The organism is Phaeobacter sp. G2 (assembly GCA_025163595.1).
Taxonomy (GTDB): Bacteria; Pseudomonadota; Alphaproteobacteria; order Rhodobacterales; family Rhodobacteraceae; genus Pseudophaeobacter.
This window is the reverse complement of sequence record CP104100.1, coordinates 1,179,350-1,193,682: the sequence shown is the minus strand read 5'-3', so window position 1 is coordinate 1,193,682 and position 14,333 is coordinate 1,179,350. Positions and strand designations below refer to the sequence as shown.

The 14,333-nt window shown below is 58.3% G+C and carries 14 protein-coding genes; 9 read left to right on the top strand and 5 right to left on the bottom strand.

Annotation, left to right across the window (positions count from 1 at the left end):
• Position 1: 1 nt before the first annotated feature.
• Together N1037_05805 and N1037_05800 are read right to left on the bottom strand one after the other, a co-directional pair.
• Complete coding sequence (locus tag N1037_05805; protein ID UWS80537.1) at positions 2–1,690, bottom strand: NAD(P)H-dependent oxidoreductase subunit E; 1,689 nt, start codon at positions 1,688–1,690, stop codon at positions 2–4.
• 98 nt (positions 1,691–1,788) lie between these two features.
• Entirely contained in the window at positions 1,789–2,688 is a 900-nt protein-coding gene (locus N1037_05800; protein UWS80536.1) for a LysR family transcriptional regulator, read from the bottom strand.
• Between the two features lie 568 nt (positions 2,689–3,256).
• Between N1037_05800 and N1037_05795 the strand changes: the two genes are divergently transcribed.
• The 3 genes from N1037_05795 (at position 3,257) to N1037_05785 (ending at position 6,656) form a co-directional block, all read left to right on the top strand.
• On the top strand, positions 3,257–3,826 hold the full coding sequence (locus N1037_05795; protein ID UWS80535.1) for a hypothetical protein: 570 nt from the start codon (positions 3,257–3,259) through the stop codon (positions 3,824–3,826).
• A 49-nt stretch (positions 3,827–3,875) separates the two neighbouring features.
• On the top strand, positions 3,876–5,720 hold the full coding sequence (locus N1037_05790) for a methyl-accepting chemotaxis protein (GenBank protein UWS80534.1): 1,845 nt from the start codon (positions 3,876–3,878) through the stop codon (positions 5,718–5,720).
• 246 nt (positions 5,721–5,966) lie between these two features.
• The gene (locus N1037_05785; protein UWS80533.1) at positions 5,967–6,656 is read left to right on the top strand and encodes a DsbA family oxidoreductase; all 690 of its coding nucleotides are present in this window, start codon (positions 5,967–5,969) and stop codon (positions 6,654–6,656) included.
• A 41-nt stretch (positions 6,657–6,697) separates the two neighbouring features.
• On the opposite strand, the gene N1037_05780 is transcribed toward N1037_05785, so the two are convergent.
• Positions 6,698–7,591 (bottom strand): LysR substrate-binding domain-containing protein, encoded by an 894-nt coding sequence (locus N1037_05780; GenBank protein ID UWS80532.1) that lies wholly within the window; start codon positions 7,589–7,591, stop codon positions 6,698–6,700.
• Between the two features lie 97 nt (positions 7,592–7,688).
• On the opposite strand from N1037_05780, the gene N1037_05775 reads away from it, so the two are divergent.
• Both N1037_05775 and N1037_05770 read left to right on the top strand, forming a co-directional pair.
• Complete coding sequence (locus tag N1037_05775; protein ID UWS80531.1) at positions 7,689–8,393, top strand: SDR family oxidoreductase; 705 nt, start codon at positions 7,689–7,691, stop codon at positions 8,391–8,393.
• A gap of 180 nt (positions 8,394–8,573) precedes the next feature.
• On the top strand, positions 8,574–8,963 hold the full coding sequence (locus N1037_05770) for a hypothetical protein (protein UWS80530.1): 390 nt from the start codon (positions 8,574–8,576) through the stop codon (positions 8,961–8,963).
• On the opposite strand, the gene N1037_05765 is transcribed toward N1037_05770, so the two are convergent.
• Together N1037_05765 and uvrB are read right to left on the bottom strand one after the other, a co-directional pair.
• Positions 8,947–9,486, bottom strand: a complete 540-nt coding sequence (locus tag N1037_05765; GenBank protein UWS80529.1) for a YdcF family protein — start codon at positions 9,484–9,486, stop codon at positions 8,947–8,949. The genes N1037_05770 and N1037_05765 overlap by 17 nt on opposite strands.
• Complete coding sequence (uvrB, locus tag N1037_05760; protein UWS80528.1) at positions 9,483–11,708, bottom strand: excinuclease ABC subunit UvrB; 2,226 nt, start codon at positions 11,706–11,708, stop codon at positions 9,483–9,485. Before uvrB ends, N1037_05765 begins: the two co-directional genes overlap by 4 nt.
• A gap of 188 nt (positions 11,709–11,896) precedes the next feature.
• Between uvrB and N1037_05755 the strand changes: the two genes are divergently transcribed.
• The 4 genes from N1037_05755 (at position 11,897) to N1037_05740 (ending at position 14,180) form a co-directional block, all read left to right on the top strand.
• Positions 11,897–12,208 carry an ETC complex I subunit gene (locus N1037_05755; GenBank protein UWS80527.1) on the top strand — a complete coding sequence of 104 codons (312 nt, stop codon included), beginning with the start codon at positions 11,897–11,899 and terminating at the stop codon, positions 12,206–12,208.
• A 15-nt stretch (positions 12,209–12,223) separates the two neighbouring features.
• Complete coding sequence (locus N1037_05750; GenBank protein UWS80526.1) at positions 12,224–12,697, top strand: GNAT family N-acetyltransferase; 474 nt, start codon at positions 12,224–12,226, stop codon at positions 12,695–12,697.
• A gap of 310 nt (positions 12,698–13,007) precedes the next feature.
• Complete coding sequence (locus tag N1037_05745) at positions 13,008–13,544, top strand: sigma-70 family RNA polymerase sigma factor (GenBank protein UWS80525.1); 537 nt, start codon at positions 13,008–13,010, stop codon at positions 13,542–13,544.
• The gene (locus tag N1037_05740) at positions 13,545–14,180 is read left to right on the top strand and encodes a ChrR family anti-sigma-E factor (protein UWS80524.1); all 636 of its coding nucleotides are present in this window, start codon (positions 13,545–13,547) and stop codon (positions 14,178–14,180) included.
• Positions 14,181–14,333: the final 153 nt, after the last annotated feature.

Below are 14,333 nucleotides of genomic sequence, written 5' to 3'. Positions count from 1 at the left end.
CTCAGACCTCCTCGGGGAAGTGTTTGATGGTCAGACGGATGGGATTGGGCGCAGCCTGGCCCAGGCCGCAGATCGAGGTATCAACCATGGCGGCGCTCAGTTCTTCCAGCAGACCCTGGTCCCATTTCTTTTCGCCCATCAGTTTGACGGCTTTTTCGCAGCCCACCCGGCAGGGGGTGCACTGGCCGCAGCTTTCATCTTCAAAGAAACGCAGCATGTTCAGCGCCGCATCGCGGGCCGAATCCTGGTCCGACAGCACCACAACAGCAGCAGAGCCAATGAATGTGCCATGGGGCTGCAGAGTGTCAAAATCCAAGGGCACATCATGCATCGAGGCAGGCAGTAGACCCGAAGACGGGCCACCCGGCTGATAGGCCTTGAAGGTGTGACCCTCGAGCATGCCGCCACAGGCCGCAATAATATCAGTGATGGTGGAACCCGCAGGCAGCAGATGTACGCCGGGGTTCTTGACGCGACCGGAGACCGAATAGCTGCGCAGGCCCTTGCGGCCGTTCTTTTCAACCGAATTCAGGCACTCGGGGCCTTCGCGGTTGATCTTGCAGACCCAGTACAGAGTCTCGACGTTATGCACGAGCGTTGGTCGGCCAAAGATCCCCACCTGCGCCACAAAGGGCGGACGGTGGCGTGGCTCGCCGCGTTTGCCCTCAATCGACTCGATCATGGCGCTCTCTTCGCCACAGATATAAGCCCCCGCGCCACGGCGCAGATCAATGTATCCGGGCTCGACAATGCCAGCCTGTTCCAGCGCCTTGATCTCGGTTGCCAGAATCGCCAGCACCGCAGGGTATTCATCGCGCATGTAGATAAAGGCTTTTTCAGCCTCAACCGCCCAGGCCGCCATCAGCATGCCTTCCAAGAAGACATGTGGGGTGCGCTCCAGATAGTAGCGGTCCTTGAAGGTGCCCGGCTCGCCCTCGTCACCGTTGACGGCCAGATAGCGCGTGCCTTCATTGGCGCGTACAAAGCCCCATTTGGTGCCCGATGGGAACCCCGCGCCACCCAGACCCCGCAACCCGGCCTCTTTGATCTTGGCCTGAACCGCTTCCCAGTCGCCGCCCGCACGCAGATCTTTCAGCACCGCATAGCCGCCGTCGGCCTGATAATCTGCCAAGGTTTCATAGGCAGGGACATGCACATGGGTGTCCTCTGCCGCAATGGCCGCCTGCACTTTTTCGACGGTGGCGTGGTCAATGTGGTTATGGCCGATTTCCAGCACCGGAGCGGTATCACAGCGGCCCATGCAGGGCGCCCGCAACACACGGACTTGTGACGCATCCAGGCCGTCTTCCAGGGCCTGTTTCAGCTGCTGGGCGCCGGCCATTTCGCAGGACAGGGAATCGCAAACGCGGATGGTCAGCGCGGGCGGCGGTGTCTCGCCTTCCTTGACCACATCAAAATGGGCATAGAAGGAGGCCACCTCGTAGATCTCTGCCTGGCCAGTGCGCATCTCTTCCGCCAAGGCACGGATATGCGCGGCGCTCAGATGGCCATAGGCATCCTGGATCAGGTGCAAAAACTCGATCAACAAATCCCGATTGCGGGGCCGATCACCCAGAAGTGCCAGAACCTCGCTATGTGCCTGATCCTCCAGCTGGCGACCCTTGGGCGTTTTGCGCCCCTTGCCTTTGCCGGATTTCCAGACGCCCTTGCTATTGTCCAATGGTGCCACGCTGACCTCCAAAAATTACGCACGTGCCTTTTCTCGGCAAATGTCATCAGGAAATCATATCGTCAAATTGTATGTGCGGAATGCGCAATAACGAAATCTTATTGCATAAAGGCGGCAACAACCCGGCGCAAAGAGGCGACGGTGGTCAGTTCCGGCGTGCGCTGCAGGCAGGCGAGGCAGAGCGGGCGCGCCTGCGATTCCATGTCTCCAGCGCTCATCAGGTCAAGCACACGGGTGCCGGCGATCTCTCCCAAGGCATCCGCCAGGGCCCGTGGCAGAATGGTCGCCACCGCGCCTTCGCGCGCCATAATAATCGCTGACATAAAGCCGCTGGATTCAGACATCACGTCAGGTTTGACCTCCAGGCCAGCAAAGATACGGTCGAGAATACGCCGGTTTTGCATCCCCGGCTCCAGCAGGCTGAGGGGCAGAGCAGCGGCAGCCTGCCAACTGATGCTTTCACCCAGATGCGCCACCATGGGTTCCGGGGCCAGCAACACATAGCTTTCTTCATACAGATGGGTGGTTGCGACCAATCCGGGCGGCACGCTATCGCTATAGGTCACGCCAGCGTCGATGGTACCATCCAGGATGCGCTGCTGAATCGCCATTGAGGTGGTGACATCAATATGGACCAAAACCCGTGGATGCACCTCGTGCAAGCGGTTCACCACCTGAGCCGCAAAAGCAGTCGCAGTGGGCACCACCCCCAACATCAGGGTTCCGGTCACTTCCCCCCGCGAGGCTGAAACCTCTTGCTCCAGTGCTTTGGCGTCATCCAAAATCCCGCGCGCCCGGCGCACGATCATCTCGCCTTCACCTGTCAAACCCTGAAACCGGTTGCCCCGCCGAACAATCGAGAGGCCCAGCTTTTCCTCAAGGTTGCGAATGCGCATGGAAAAGGCCGGCTGGGACATGCCGCAGTCTTTGGCCGCCTTGGCAAAATGCTTATGCCGGGCCAGAGCCGTCACCAATTGTAAATCTCTGAGTTCTATCATTCTGTCACCATAGGGCCGAGACCCAACCAGAGGCAATCGCGGCAATCTGCCCGGGACTGAAAACCCGCCAGTTTGGACAGCTCGCACCGGCCGCGCCGAAGGGCGGGAGGCCGTACTACAAGCCCCATTTGGCAAGACCGTTCACACCTGGGTCATTTGATCAAGAGTGGTCAAACCGATTCTACGCTCTCTAGTGGTTTTAGATGAGAAAACCCTCACCCTAGGCTGCATTTCACAGGGCTTAGCCGCCAGCGCCGCCGCCGCCTAAAGACCCAAAGTACGAAGAAATGTTCCTAATTTTGTGCAAATACCGCACCTAATTTCATGCGGAAAACTCACTCCCTGCACCCCAAAATGAATTTAAATGATGCAAAATCAATCAGCTATCAAGCCACTGCCACATTGGGACTTAAAACAGGCCGGTTTCAAGACAGGCCCTTTCTAACAGATGGCCCTGCCCCTCGCTGGCTCCCAATCTGCCCGGACTTGGCCAGTTAAGACCTCGGTAAGTCACAAACCATACTCTTGGACCACCCAAAATTGGACGGACACCTCTAAGGAGTGACTAATGCGTACCCTAACGATTGCATCTTTGTTTTCCCTAATCGCCATGCCCGCCTTTGCTGCAGATTATAATGCGGCAATGGAGAGCTATCTTGAAACCAGTATCCGCAACTGGGCTCAAACCCCCGTGTTGGTCGAAGCCATTGCCAACCAAAACAGTGAAACGAGTGGCATGAGCCAAGCCGATGTTGACGCTCTGGATCTCCAGTGGCGCGCTGAAGTTGGCGAGGACCAATCGGCTTTGATCAGCGACGTCCTGAGTAACGATGCTGCAGACTTCCTGCGCACTCAGATTGAATCCTCAGGTGGCCGGATCACCGAGATTTTCATCATGGATGCACAGGGGCTGAATGTCGCGGCCTCTGGCACGACATCAGACATGTGGCAAGGAGACGAAGCCAAATTTCAGATGACTTATAGCGTTGGCTCGGATGCCGTCCATTTTGGCGAGATTGAGCTGGATGAATCCAGCCAACGATATCAAGCCCAAATTTCCCTGACGATCGTTGATACGGAATCTGGTGCCGCAATTGGTGCCATGACCGTAGGCGTCGACGCTGACTCCTTGATGTAACGTTAATCCAGCAAGCAGCTCTGCGCATTTATCTAATAAAGGTTAAAAAATGAAAGCCCGCATACCCTCGATTACCCTATTCAAAGGCATGTCAGTCTTCATGAAGTGCTGCTTGCTCATCGTCGCGACCACAATGGTTGTATCTGGCGCGCTTGTGGTCCGGACCGACGCCACATTTGATGCCGCCGTTGAAAAGGGTGTGCATACCCTGGGCAATGGCGTCACCATCACTGTCGCCTCTCGCAGTGGTGGCTCCATCCGCTTTGGTGATGCCGATAGGCTTTCGGCGGATATCCTGAAAATTCTTGAACTCTCCGACGGGCGTGCCCTGTTTGGTGCGGCGATTAACAGCAAAGGCAAAGTCGTCGCCACTGCCGGGGACGCCAGTGAAGCAGATATCGAGGCCCTGACCCTTTTGGGCGTTGCTTCTGCGGAATCCGGTGCATTGGAAACCAGCGCCGACGGCTATTTCATCGCTGCACCTGCGATGGCCGGTGCCAATGCTGACGTACTGGTTGGATCGGTGGCCATGATCTGGTCGCCCGAACGCGCCTTTGCCGAGGCCGCCCCTGGCCAGACAATGACGCATATCTTTGCGGGTATTGCTTTTGTTATCATGTGTCTGCTGTCGGTATTTGCCCTGCGCAGAATTCTGTCACGCCCCCTGAAAACCGTTGGCGAGACCATCAATGTGATCGCCGATGGCGACTATACCCAGCCCGTCCCACTGCTGGACCGCCGTGACGAAATGGGCGCTATTGCCCGCACCATCGACAATTTGAAAACCCAGCTCACTGCAGCCCAGGCGGTTGAAGAAGAACGCCAGCAAGCCCAGGAAGCGCAGAAACATGTCGTCGACCGGTTGAACCGTGCCCTGCAAAGCATGTCAGAAGGTGATCTGACACAGGCCATCAATACGCCGTTCAAGGGCGAATATGAGAGCCTGCGCACCAACTATAACACCACGCTGTCTACCCTGGTTGGGATCATGAATGCGGTTGTGGAAAGCACTACCCGGATCCGCGCCAATGCAGAAGAAATCAGCCAATCCTCTGCCGATCTGTCGCAACGGACCGAAAGCCAGGCAGCCACCCTGGAAGAAACCGCTGCGGCCATGGAACAGCTCACCGTGAGCGTGAAATCCGCAGCAGAGGGTGCAAAACAGGTGGAAGTCATTGTTGAGGAGGCCCAGAGTGGCGCCAAGCAAAGTGGCCAGGTTGTCACCGATGCGGTCAATGCCATGTCCGAGATCGAGACCTCTTCGAACCAGATCTCGCAGATCATCTCGGTGATTGACGATATCTCCTTCCAGACCAACCTTCTGGCGCTCAACGCCGGGGTTGAGGCCGCCCGTGCAGGCGAAGCCGGTCGTGGGTTTGCCGTGGTTGCCTCCGAAGTGCGTGCCCTGGCGCAGCGGTCTTCCGATGCGGCACAGGAAATCAAACAATTGATCTCCGAAAGCTCGCAGCATGTTTCCAAAGGTGTGGATCTGGTCGGCAAGGCCGGCAGCGAGCTGGATAGCATCATCAGCCGCGTTGGGACAATCTCCAACCATGTGGCAGAAATTGCCCAAGGCGCCAGCGAACAGTCCACGACACTGCTGGAAATCAACACCGGCGTTTCGCAACTGGATCACGTGACCCAGCACAATGCTGCTATGGTCGAAGAAAGCACCGCTGCCAGCCAGATCCTGCGCAACGATGCAAGCGAGCTGGCCAATCAGGTTTCGGTCTTCAAGACCGGCAACGACCGGACTATGGCACCTGTCCAGTCGGCCTCTCCGGCACCTGCACCAGCAGCACATAGCGAGTTCCACGAATCCGAAGATGATTTCTTCGCCGAAGACTCCTCTTCATCCGCTCTGCCAGCGGCTGTCGGCTGGGACGATTTCTGACCCAGGCCAAAGTGCAAATCTACAAGACCGCGCAGGCCCCGGCCCGCGCGGTTTTTTATTGAACGATCTCGGCAGCCATTTTCAACTTCCAGTGATTTCGCGCGCCTCCTATGGAACTTCGCGCCCCCGCGACCTATCTTGGCCGCACCAAACAATGCCCGCGCGCCACCGCACCGCCATGGGTATTGTCTCACTCCACTGGCGCCAAAAGCCGAGCCTTCGGCAGCCGCACAAAAGGATCCCCACATGAACACGCAAGACCGGCCATCGGCACCTTCAACAGCCCAAAGCCCCGCCCCGCTGCGTATCGACGTGGTGTCCGACGTGATGTGCCCCTGGTGCATCATTGGCTACCGCCAGCTTGCCACCGCACTGGAGGCCACCGACACAGACTACGAGCTGCACTGGCATCCCTTTGAGCTGAACCCGGAGATGCCCGCCGAAGGTCAAAACCTACGGGAGCATATCGCCGAAAAATATGGCGCCACCCCCGAGCAATCCGAGCAGAACCGCGCCCAGATGACCAAACTGGGCGAAGATCTGGGCTTTGACTTTCGGTTTGAGCCCGAGATGCGGATGCACAACACCTTTGACGCCCATCAGTTGCTGCACTGGGCAGAAACGCAAAACCGCAAACACGCGTTGAAACAGGCGCTGTTCTCGGCCCATTTCACCCATCACCGGGATCTGTCGGATACCTCTGTTCTTGCTGATATCGCGACAGAGATCGGGCTGGACCGGGACACGGCCCTGGAGGTGCTGCAGGATCAGCGTTTTGCAGGCGCCGTGCGGGAGGTGCAGAATTTCTGGCGCAGCCAGGGTATCCAAGGCGTGCCCGCAGTTATCTTTGATCAAAAACACCTGGTCAGCGGCGCTCAAGGGGTTGAGAACTTTACCAATATCCTGGGACAACTGGCCGAAATCCGTCAGGGCTGAGGCCCGGCCTTATCAGGTCCGAGCGGCGTATCCCGGCAAAATCACGGGCCGCGGCGCTCATCAGGCTGGTCGGACATTTCGACCAGCCAGCGCCGGACCTGCTCCACCGCCTTGCTGCGCTTTTTGCGCGGCTCCGCCAGCAGATAAAACGCCTTGTCACCCTGCAGCACTTCGGGGGTGACCTGAACCAATGTGCCTGCTGCCAGATCGCGGGCCACCAGGAACCGGGGCACCAAGGCAAGGCCCTGGCCGGAAATGGCCGCGTCAATGGCCAGCGCCACCTGATTTAGCCGCAGCCCACGCCCTGCCTGATCTTCGACCCCCAGCTGGGCCAAAAACTGCGGCCAAAGATCGTGGCCATCATGCAGTTTTGGCAGCTCCACCAGCGCAGACGGCGCGAGCTGTGCTGCCTGCGCTCCGGCCAGATGCGGCGAGGCAACAGCGATCACATCCTGACGGAACAGACAGAGGGCCTCCAGCGCGGCCCCAAAGGGCGGCGCCCCCTGTCGGATCGCCAGATTGATCCCCTCGCTATGAAAACTGGACAGTTTTTCCGTGGCCATGATCCGCAGATCGATCTCCGGGCAGGCCTCGGAAAACGCGGGCAAGTTGGGGATCAACCATTTTGCAGCAAAGGCCGGCGTAACGCTGATCAGTACTTTTCCCGGCTCTGGTCGCAACACCTGCGTTGCCGCCCGCAGCCCGTCGAAACTGGCGGCCACCGCCGCGTGGTAGCCACGCCCCGCCGTGGAAAAGGCAAGCCCCTTGGCGTGGCGCTCAAACAGCGCCATGCCGAGATGGGCCTCCAACAGACGCACCTGTTGCGCCACGGCGCCCTGTGTCAGCCCCATCTCCTGGGCCGCGAGACGAAAGTTCAGATATCGCCCCGCAACCTCAAAGGCCCGCAGCGCGTTCAAAGGGGGGAGTACATCCATATGCCAGTAGTATTTCTACTGGCAGAAGAGATCAATTCTGAATCGTGGCCTTGTTGCGTCACACCTATGTTGTGACCAGATGAAGATGGAGATCACAATGTCTGTAGAAAAAGTAGCACTGATTACCGCTGGCGGCAGCGGCATGGGCGCGGATGCGGCCCGTCGGCTTGCGGCGGATGGCTTCAAGGTGGCCATTCTGTCCTCTTCGGGCAAAGGCCAGGCCCTGGGCGCGGAGCTGGATGGCTTTGGGGTTACCGGATCCAACCGCGACCCGCAGGCCCTGCAAAACCTGGTTGAGGGCGCTATGCAGCGCTGGGGCCGCGTCGATGTTTTGGTAAACTCTGCCGGGCACGGTCCCAAGGGGCCTGTGCTGGAAATTTCGGATGAAGACTGGCACATGGGCATAGAGGTCTATCTGATGAATGTGATCCGCCCAACCCGGCTGGTCACCCCAATCATGCAGGCCCAAGGGGGTGGCACCATCCTCAACATCTCGACCTTTGCCGCCTTTGAACCCGATCCGCTGTTCCCGACTTCGGCAATCTTCCGCGCTGGTCTGGCGGGCTTTACCAAGCTGTTTGCCGATAAATACGGCCCCGAAAACCTGCGTATGAACAATATCCTGCCAGGCTTTATCGACAGCCTGCCCGAGACCGAAGAGCGTAGAGCCCGCATTCCGCTGGGGCGCTACGGTCGCACAGAGGAAGTCTCGTCGTTGATTTCCTGGCTGGCCTCGGATCAGGCCGGCTATATGACCGCCCAGAACCTGCGCGTGGACGGAGGATTGACGCGCTCGGTCTGATCAGGATGAGGCGCATGCCCCGACAAAACTGGCTGCATGCGCCAACTCCCCTCCCTGACTGCCAGCCCGGCCTCCTGCGCCAAAAGGCCAGCGTGTCGCACCCTTGCTGGGCAAGTTGCACTTGTTCTCAGCTGCGGTTTGCTCAAACATAAGCGCTATATTTTACTGGAGGATTGTGGAATGACCTTTGCAAAAACGCTACTTGGCGCCGTTGCGGTACTGGCCCTGTCTGCCCCGTTAGCACTGGCCGATGAGCTGCTGGCCGACTATGTCGCCTTTATCGGACGCGATGATCTGCACAACTCCAAAGGTGCACGGCTCAGCGAACCCTGGCAGATCCTGCGGCAGGACCGGGCCAACTATCACCGCTTTGGCATTTCGCAGCCTGGCGATGAATGGGATCCGGTTTTTGAGAACAAGAACAATCGCGCGGTGATGGAACGAATGATCCAGCACGGGTCCATCTCTGCTTCGGCCGGGCGGGACATCGTCCGGGGCGGTGTCATGGTCCGGGTCAAGGTCTATGACGGCGGCAAGCGCGACTACGTGCGCGTCACGGTGACCCGCTAGACTGGCCTCTTTCTGAAGGTTGGCCCCTGTCTGAAGGCTGCCCCCCGTCTGAACCGCGCAGGCGCCACAGATAGTAGATCAGCGCCGGAATTTCGCGCAGCCAGAACTTCACCACTCTGCGCCCTGCAGTGCCGGTCATTGCAGGGCAATCAGCCTGCGCCGCACAGCCAAAATGGCGCGCCGTCAGCAACGCCCGCCATTTGTGATAGCGATCGGTCACAATCACGATCTCTGGCTGGCCCAAATCAGCCAGTATGGGACGGATATTGCGCAGGTTTTCCAAGGTGGAATGAGACTGATCTTCCAGCAGGATGGCAGCCTCAGGCAGGCCTTCGTCGCGACAAATCTGCCGTATGACTTCTGCCTCGCGCGGCGGGAACCGCCCCAACCCGCCACAGCAGATCACATGAGTGACCCTGCCCTGGCGAAACAGCTGTACTGCATGCAGGCTGCGGCGCCGCAATGTTGGCGAGGGCTGACCGTCGCTTTGAACAGCTGCGCCCAGAACAACCGCAACGCTCACCCGCCAAACTTCTTTTGCGATTTGCCCCGATAGGCCCGCGTTCCGGCCTTGCCCGCGCTGGAGCGACCGCGTGATTTCACTGCCGCCTCAGAAGCCTTCTCCACCGCATACTGGCGCGCCATCGGATCGTCCGACACCGCCAGATCCACCGCTTCCAGGCGCTTGACCTCGTCGCGCAGGCGCGCGGCTTCCTCAAATTCGAGGTTTTCGGCAGCCTTGCGCATCTCATCGCGCAGCCCGTTCAGGTGGGCCTCAAGATTGGCGCCATGCATCGGCTTGTCGATATTGGCGGTGACGCGGTTCATGTCCACATCCCCCTGGTACAGCCCCGCCAGAACATCCTCGACGTTCTTTTTCACCGTGGCCGGGGTGATGCCGTGCTCCAGATTGTAGGCAATCTGCTTTTCACGGCGCCGGTTGGTCTCCCCCAGGGCGCGCTCCATCGAGCCGGTGATTTTATCGGCATACATGATAACGCGACCTTCGGCGTTACGTGCGGCCCGGCCAATGGTCTGCACCAAGGAGGTCTCGGAGCGCAGAAAGCCTTCCTTGTCGGCGTCCAGAATCGCAACCAAGCCGCATTCGGGGATATCCAGCCCCTCGCGCAGAAGGTTGATACCAATCAGCACGTCAAAGGCGCCAAGGCGCAAATCGCGCAGGATTTCGATCCGCTCCAGGGTGTCGATATCCGAATGCATATAGCGCACCTTGATGCCCTGTTCATGCAGGTATTCGGTCAGATCTTCGGCCATGCGTTTGGTCAGTGTAGTGACCAGCGTGCGCATGCCATTTTCAGTCACCTTGCGGACCTCATCCAGCAGATCATCCACCTGCATCTTGACCGGGCGGATCTCGATCTCTGGCTCCAGCAGCCCCGTTGGGCGGATCACCTGTTCGGTGAAAACCCCGCCTGCCTGATCCATCTCCCAGGCCGCAGGGGTTGCGGAAACAAACACCGATTGCGGCCGCATCGCGTCCCATTCCTCGAATTTGAGCGGCCGGTTGTCCATGCAGGAGGGCAGCCGGAAGCCATGCTCTGCCAGGGTAGATTTGCGCCGGAAGTCGCCTTTGTACATGCCGCCGATCTGCGGCACCGAGACATGGCTTTCATCGGCAAAGACAATGGCATTGTCAGGGATGAATTCAAACAGGGTTGGCGGCGGCTCACCAGGGCCACGACCGGTCAGATAGCGCGAGTAGTTTTCGATACCATTGCAATGGCCAGCGGCCTCCAGCATCTCAATATCAAAGTTGCAGCGCTGTTCCAGCCGCTGCGCCTCCAGCAGTTTGCCCTCACCGTTGAATTGGTCCAGCCGCTGCTTCAGCTCTTTCTTGATGGAAATAACCGCCTGATTTAGCGTTGGTTTTGGCGTCACATAGTGAGAGTTCGCATAGACGCGGATCTGTTCAAATGCCCCTGTGCGCTCACCCGTCAGCGGGTCAAACTCGGTGATTGCCTCCAGCTCCTCGCCAAAGAAGGACAGCTTCCAGGCGCGATCTTCCAGGTGAGCGGGGAAGATTTCCAGCGTATCGCCACGCACCCGGAAAGAGCCGCGCTGAAAGGCCTGATCGTTGCGTTTGTACTGCTGCGCCACCAGGTCAGCCATCACCTGACGCTGGTCGTATTCCGCGCCGACCTTCAGATCCTGGGTCATCGCCGAATAGGTTTCAACCGAGCCGATACCGTAGATACAGCTGACCGAGGCGATGATGATCACATCGTCGCGTTCCAACAAGGCCCGCGTCGCCGAGTGGCGCATCCGGTCGATCTGTTCGTTGATCTGGCTTTCTTTCTCGATGAAGGTATCCGAGCGCGCCACATAGGCCTCGGGCTGGTAATAGTCATAAAAGGAGACAAAGTATTCCACCGCATTGTCGGGAAAGAAGCCTTTGAATTCGCCATAGAGCTGCGCCGCCAAGGTCTTGTTTGGCGCCAAAATAATCGCCGGACGCTGGGTCTCTTCGATAATCTTGGCCATGGTGAATGTCTTGCCGGTGCCGGTGGCGCCCAACAGCACCTGATTACGCTCGCCCTCTTTCACTCCGGCGCTGAGTTCCGCAATTGCGGTTGGCTGATCGCCCGCCGGCGAAAACTCGGTATGCATGACAAAGGCCTTACCGCCTTCCAGCTTGGGGCGCTGCACGGCGTCACGTTCAACCATATGCACAGACTGCTGTTCTGGCGTCTTGGCTGCGGATTTGTCTGAATGGGCGTAGGGCATCCGGCTCTCCTGTGAGTCGCGCTGATTTTGGTCTGTTTTTGTTCTTGTTCAAGGGGCATTTGTTGTAATTTCGGGTGCGGGCCTGTTGCCGCAGTGCAAAACCTGTTGAATACGCCGGATTTGTCACCTTGTAGCAAAGGCCGATTGGGCGCATAAATGCGCCAAGACGAGTCACGAGGAGAGCCCATATGCGAGCGCGGATTTACCGGCCAGCCCGAAACGCCATGACATCCGGAATGGCCAAGACCCGCAAATGGGTATTGGACTACGCCCAGGCAAGTGCACGCGAAGTCGATCCTTTGATGGGCTGGACCTCTTCCTCTGATACACAAAGCCAGGTCCGCCTGCGCTTTGACAGCAAAGAGGCCGCGCTGGAATATGCGCAGGACCACGGAATTGATGCCGAAGTGATCGAGCCAAAGGCGCGCAAGGCCAATATCCGTGACGGTGGCTATGGTGAAAACTTCGCCACCGACCGGCGCGTTCCCTGGACCCACTGACCGGCCTCCAACCGGATGGAGATCCGAACCTCAGATCCAACGCTTCCAGCGCTGCGCCCTCTTATTGAGGGCAATCAAAGCCATGGCGCTGCTGCAACCGCTGCGGACAGCGACCATACCTTTGGTGTCGAAGACCTGAGCCACCCGACCGTACGGTTCTTTGCAGCCTTTGAGGGAGAAACAGCCCTGGGCTGTGGCGCCTTCAAAGCGCTGCGTGATGGTACCGCAGAGGTGAAATCTGTGTTTGTCTGTAAAACCGCACGGGGCCGTGGGGTGGCGAAACGGCTGATGGATCATCTGGCAAGCCAAGCCACAAAGGCAGGTTTTTCGGCGCTGGTCCTGGAGACAGGATCGTCGCTGTGCCCGGAGTATGACGCCGCCCGTGCCCTATATGAACGTCTGGGCTACGCCTATTGCCCACCGATTGAAGGCTACGGCGAAGACCCGATGAGCGCCTTTATGCGGCTGCCCCTCCCTGTCACAGGCTAACAGCCACTGGCAAGTAAACACGGGCCAGCAAACACAGGCTAGTTAAACACAGGCCAGCAAACATTGGGCCGCAAAATCTTTTCAAATACCGCTGGGCGCCGCTGGTTGAGCGCTTCTGGCGTCTCTTTTGGAGATCACAGTGGCCTGAGCACGTCACCACGGCAGATTTTCTTCCTCTTTAGGTGATCCAAAATTTGCACCCACCCGTAGTGTTGTTATGATCGAGCTCGTATTAGAACATCACTCTGCTGGCCCTGCAAAAACGGGCCCTCTCAGAACAGGAAGAGCCGTGCCGCGACCAGAGCAGCCAATGTCTCAACTGACGGTCTGGCTTATCGCGGTGCGGGATCACCGGGACCGAGACGCGTTTTCCGGGCTGTTTGACTATTTTGCGCCTCGGCTCAAGGGGTTCATCATGCGCAGTGGCACCAGCGCAGCCCAGGCGGAAGAAATTGTTCAGGATGTGATGCTGACGGTTTGGCGTAAGGCGGCGATGTTTGATCCCCACCGTGCGCAGGCCTCGGCCTGGATTTATCAAATCGCCCGAAACCGTCAGATTGATATAATCCGTAAAGAAAACCGGCCAGTGCCAGACGAGTTGGCACAAGACCCCGGATCGGAACCGGATGCCAGCCAGATCCTGGCGTTTGACCAGGAGGCAGAGCAGCTCAAAACCGCCTTGGACCTGCTGCGGCCCGACCAAAAAGAGATGATCGAGAAAGCCTATATGGGGGATCTCACGCATCAGGAAATAAGCCTTCAAACCGGACTGCCATTGGGCACTGTGAAATCACGTATTCGCCTTGGCCTTGACCGTTTGCGTAAAGAACTAAAGGGGTTGCGCTAGATGCATGCAATCACACACCATATTCCAGATGATATGATGGCAGCCTATGTCGCTGGCACGCTGCCTCACCCGTTTGCAATGGTTGTTGCAACACATATTTCGCTCTGCGCGGATTGCCGGGCGGACTATGGCGCACACCAGACGCTGGGGGGCGCGGTGCTGCAGCGCACTGAAAATGTTGCGCTCTCTGGCAGCTTAAAGTCCAACGTGATGGCGCTGCTTGATGAACCGGTGCGACCTGAACCAATATATGACGCCCGCGACATCTATCCAGGCCCAGTCATGGAAGCCCTGAAAGGCCGTTCACCGCGCTGGAAGACACTGGGCATGGGGGTCAGACAAAGCATTCTGTCTGCAACAGATACAGGATCCGTGCGGCTGTTGTATATTCCGGCGGGGCAAGCTGTTCCCGACCATAGCCATAATGGCCTGGAACTGACCCTGGTTCTGCAGGGCAGCTTTAGTGATGAAACCGGGAGCTTTGGTGTGGGCGATGTTGAAATCGCGGATGAAGAGCTGGAACACACGCCCATAGCCGATGCAGGGGATGCCTGTATTTGCTTGGCGGCAACCGATGCGCCACTGCGGTTCAACGCCTTCATGCCGCGCTTGTTGCAACCCTTTTTCCGAATATAGGCTGCCCAGGAAACCGTTTGTGCACAGCTGCGCACCTGACAGGTGGTAGCGCTCGATGCACTGCATCTACTTAGCGCATTAGGGGCTGGGCTAAATAGGGATTGGGTTAAACAGGGACTGGGCTAAATAGGGACTGGCTTAAACAGGGACCGG

Coding starts and splice junctions, on each gene's coding strand:
- N1037_05800 (UWS80536.1), bottom strand. CDS start 2,688: ATGATAGAACTCAGAGATTTACAATTGGTGACGGCTCTGGCCCGGCAT.
- N1037_05795 (UWS80535.1), top strand. CDS start 3,257: ATGCGTACCCTAACGATTGCATCTTTGTTTTCCCTAATCGCCATGCCC.
- N1037_05790 (UWS80534.1), top strand. CDS start 3,876: ATGAAAGCCCGCATACCCTCGATTACCCTATTCAAAGGCATGTCAGTC.
- N1037_05785 (UWS80533.1), top strand. CDS start 5,967: ATGAACACGCAAGACCGGCCATCGGCACCTTCAACAGCCCAAAGCCCC.
- N1037_05780 (UWS80532.1), bottom strand. CDS start 7,591: ATGGATGTACTCCCCCCTTTGAACGCGCTGCGGGCCTTTGAGGTTGCG.
- N1037_05775 (UWS80531.1), top strand. CDS start 7,689: ATGTCTGTAGAAAAAGTAGCACTGATTACCGCTGGCGGCAGCGGCATG.
- N1037_05770 (UWS80530.1), top strand. CDS start 8,574: ATGACCTTTGCAAAAACGCTACTTGGCGCCGTTGCGGTACTGGCCCTG.
- uvrB (UWS80528.1), bottom strand. CDS start 11,708: ATGCCCTACGCCCATTCAGACAAATCCGCAGCCAAGACGCCAGAACAG.
- N1037_05755 (UWS80527.1), top strand. CDS start 11,897: ATGCGAGCGCGGATTTACCGGCCAGCCCGAAACGCCATGACATCCGGA.
- N1037_05750 (UWS80526.1), top strand. CDS start 12,224: ATGGAGATCCGAACCTCAGATCCAACGCTTCCAGCGCTGCGCCCTCTT.
- N1037_05745 (UWS80525.1), top strand. CDS start 13,008: ATGTCTCAACTGACGGTCTGGCTTATCGCGGTGCGGGATCACCGGGAC.
- N1037_05740 (UWS80524.1), top strand. CDS start 13,545: ATGCATGCAATCACACACCATATTCCAGATGATATGATGGCAGCCTAT.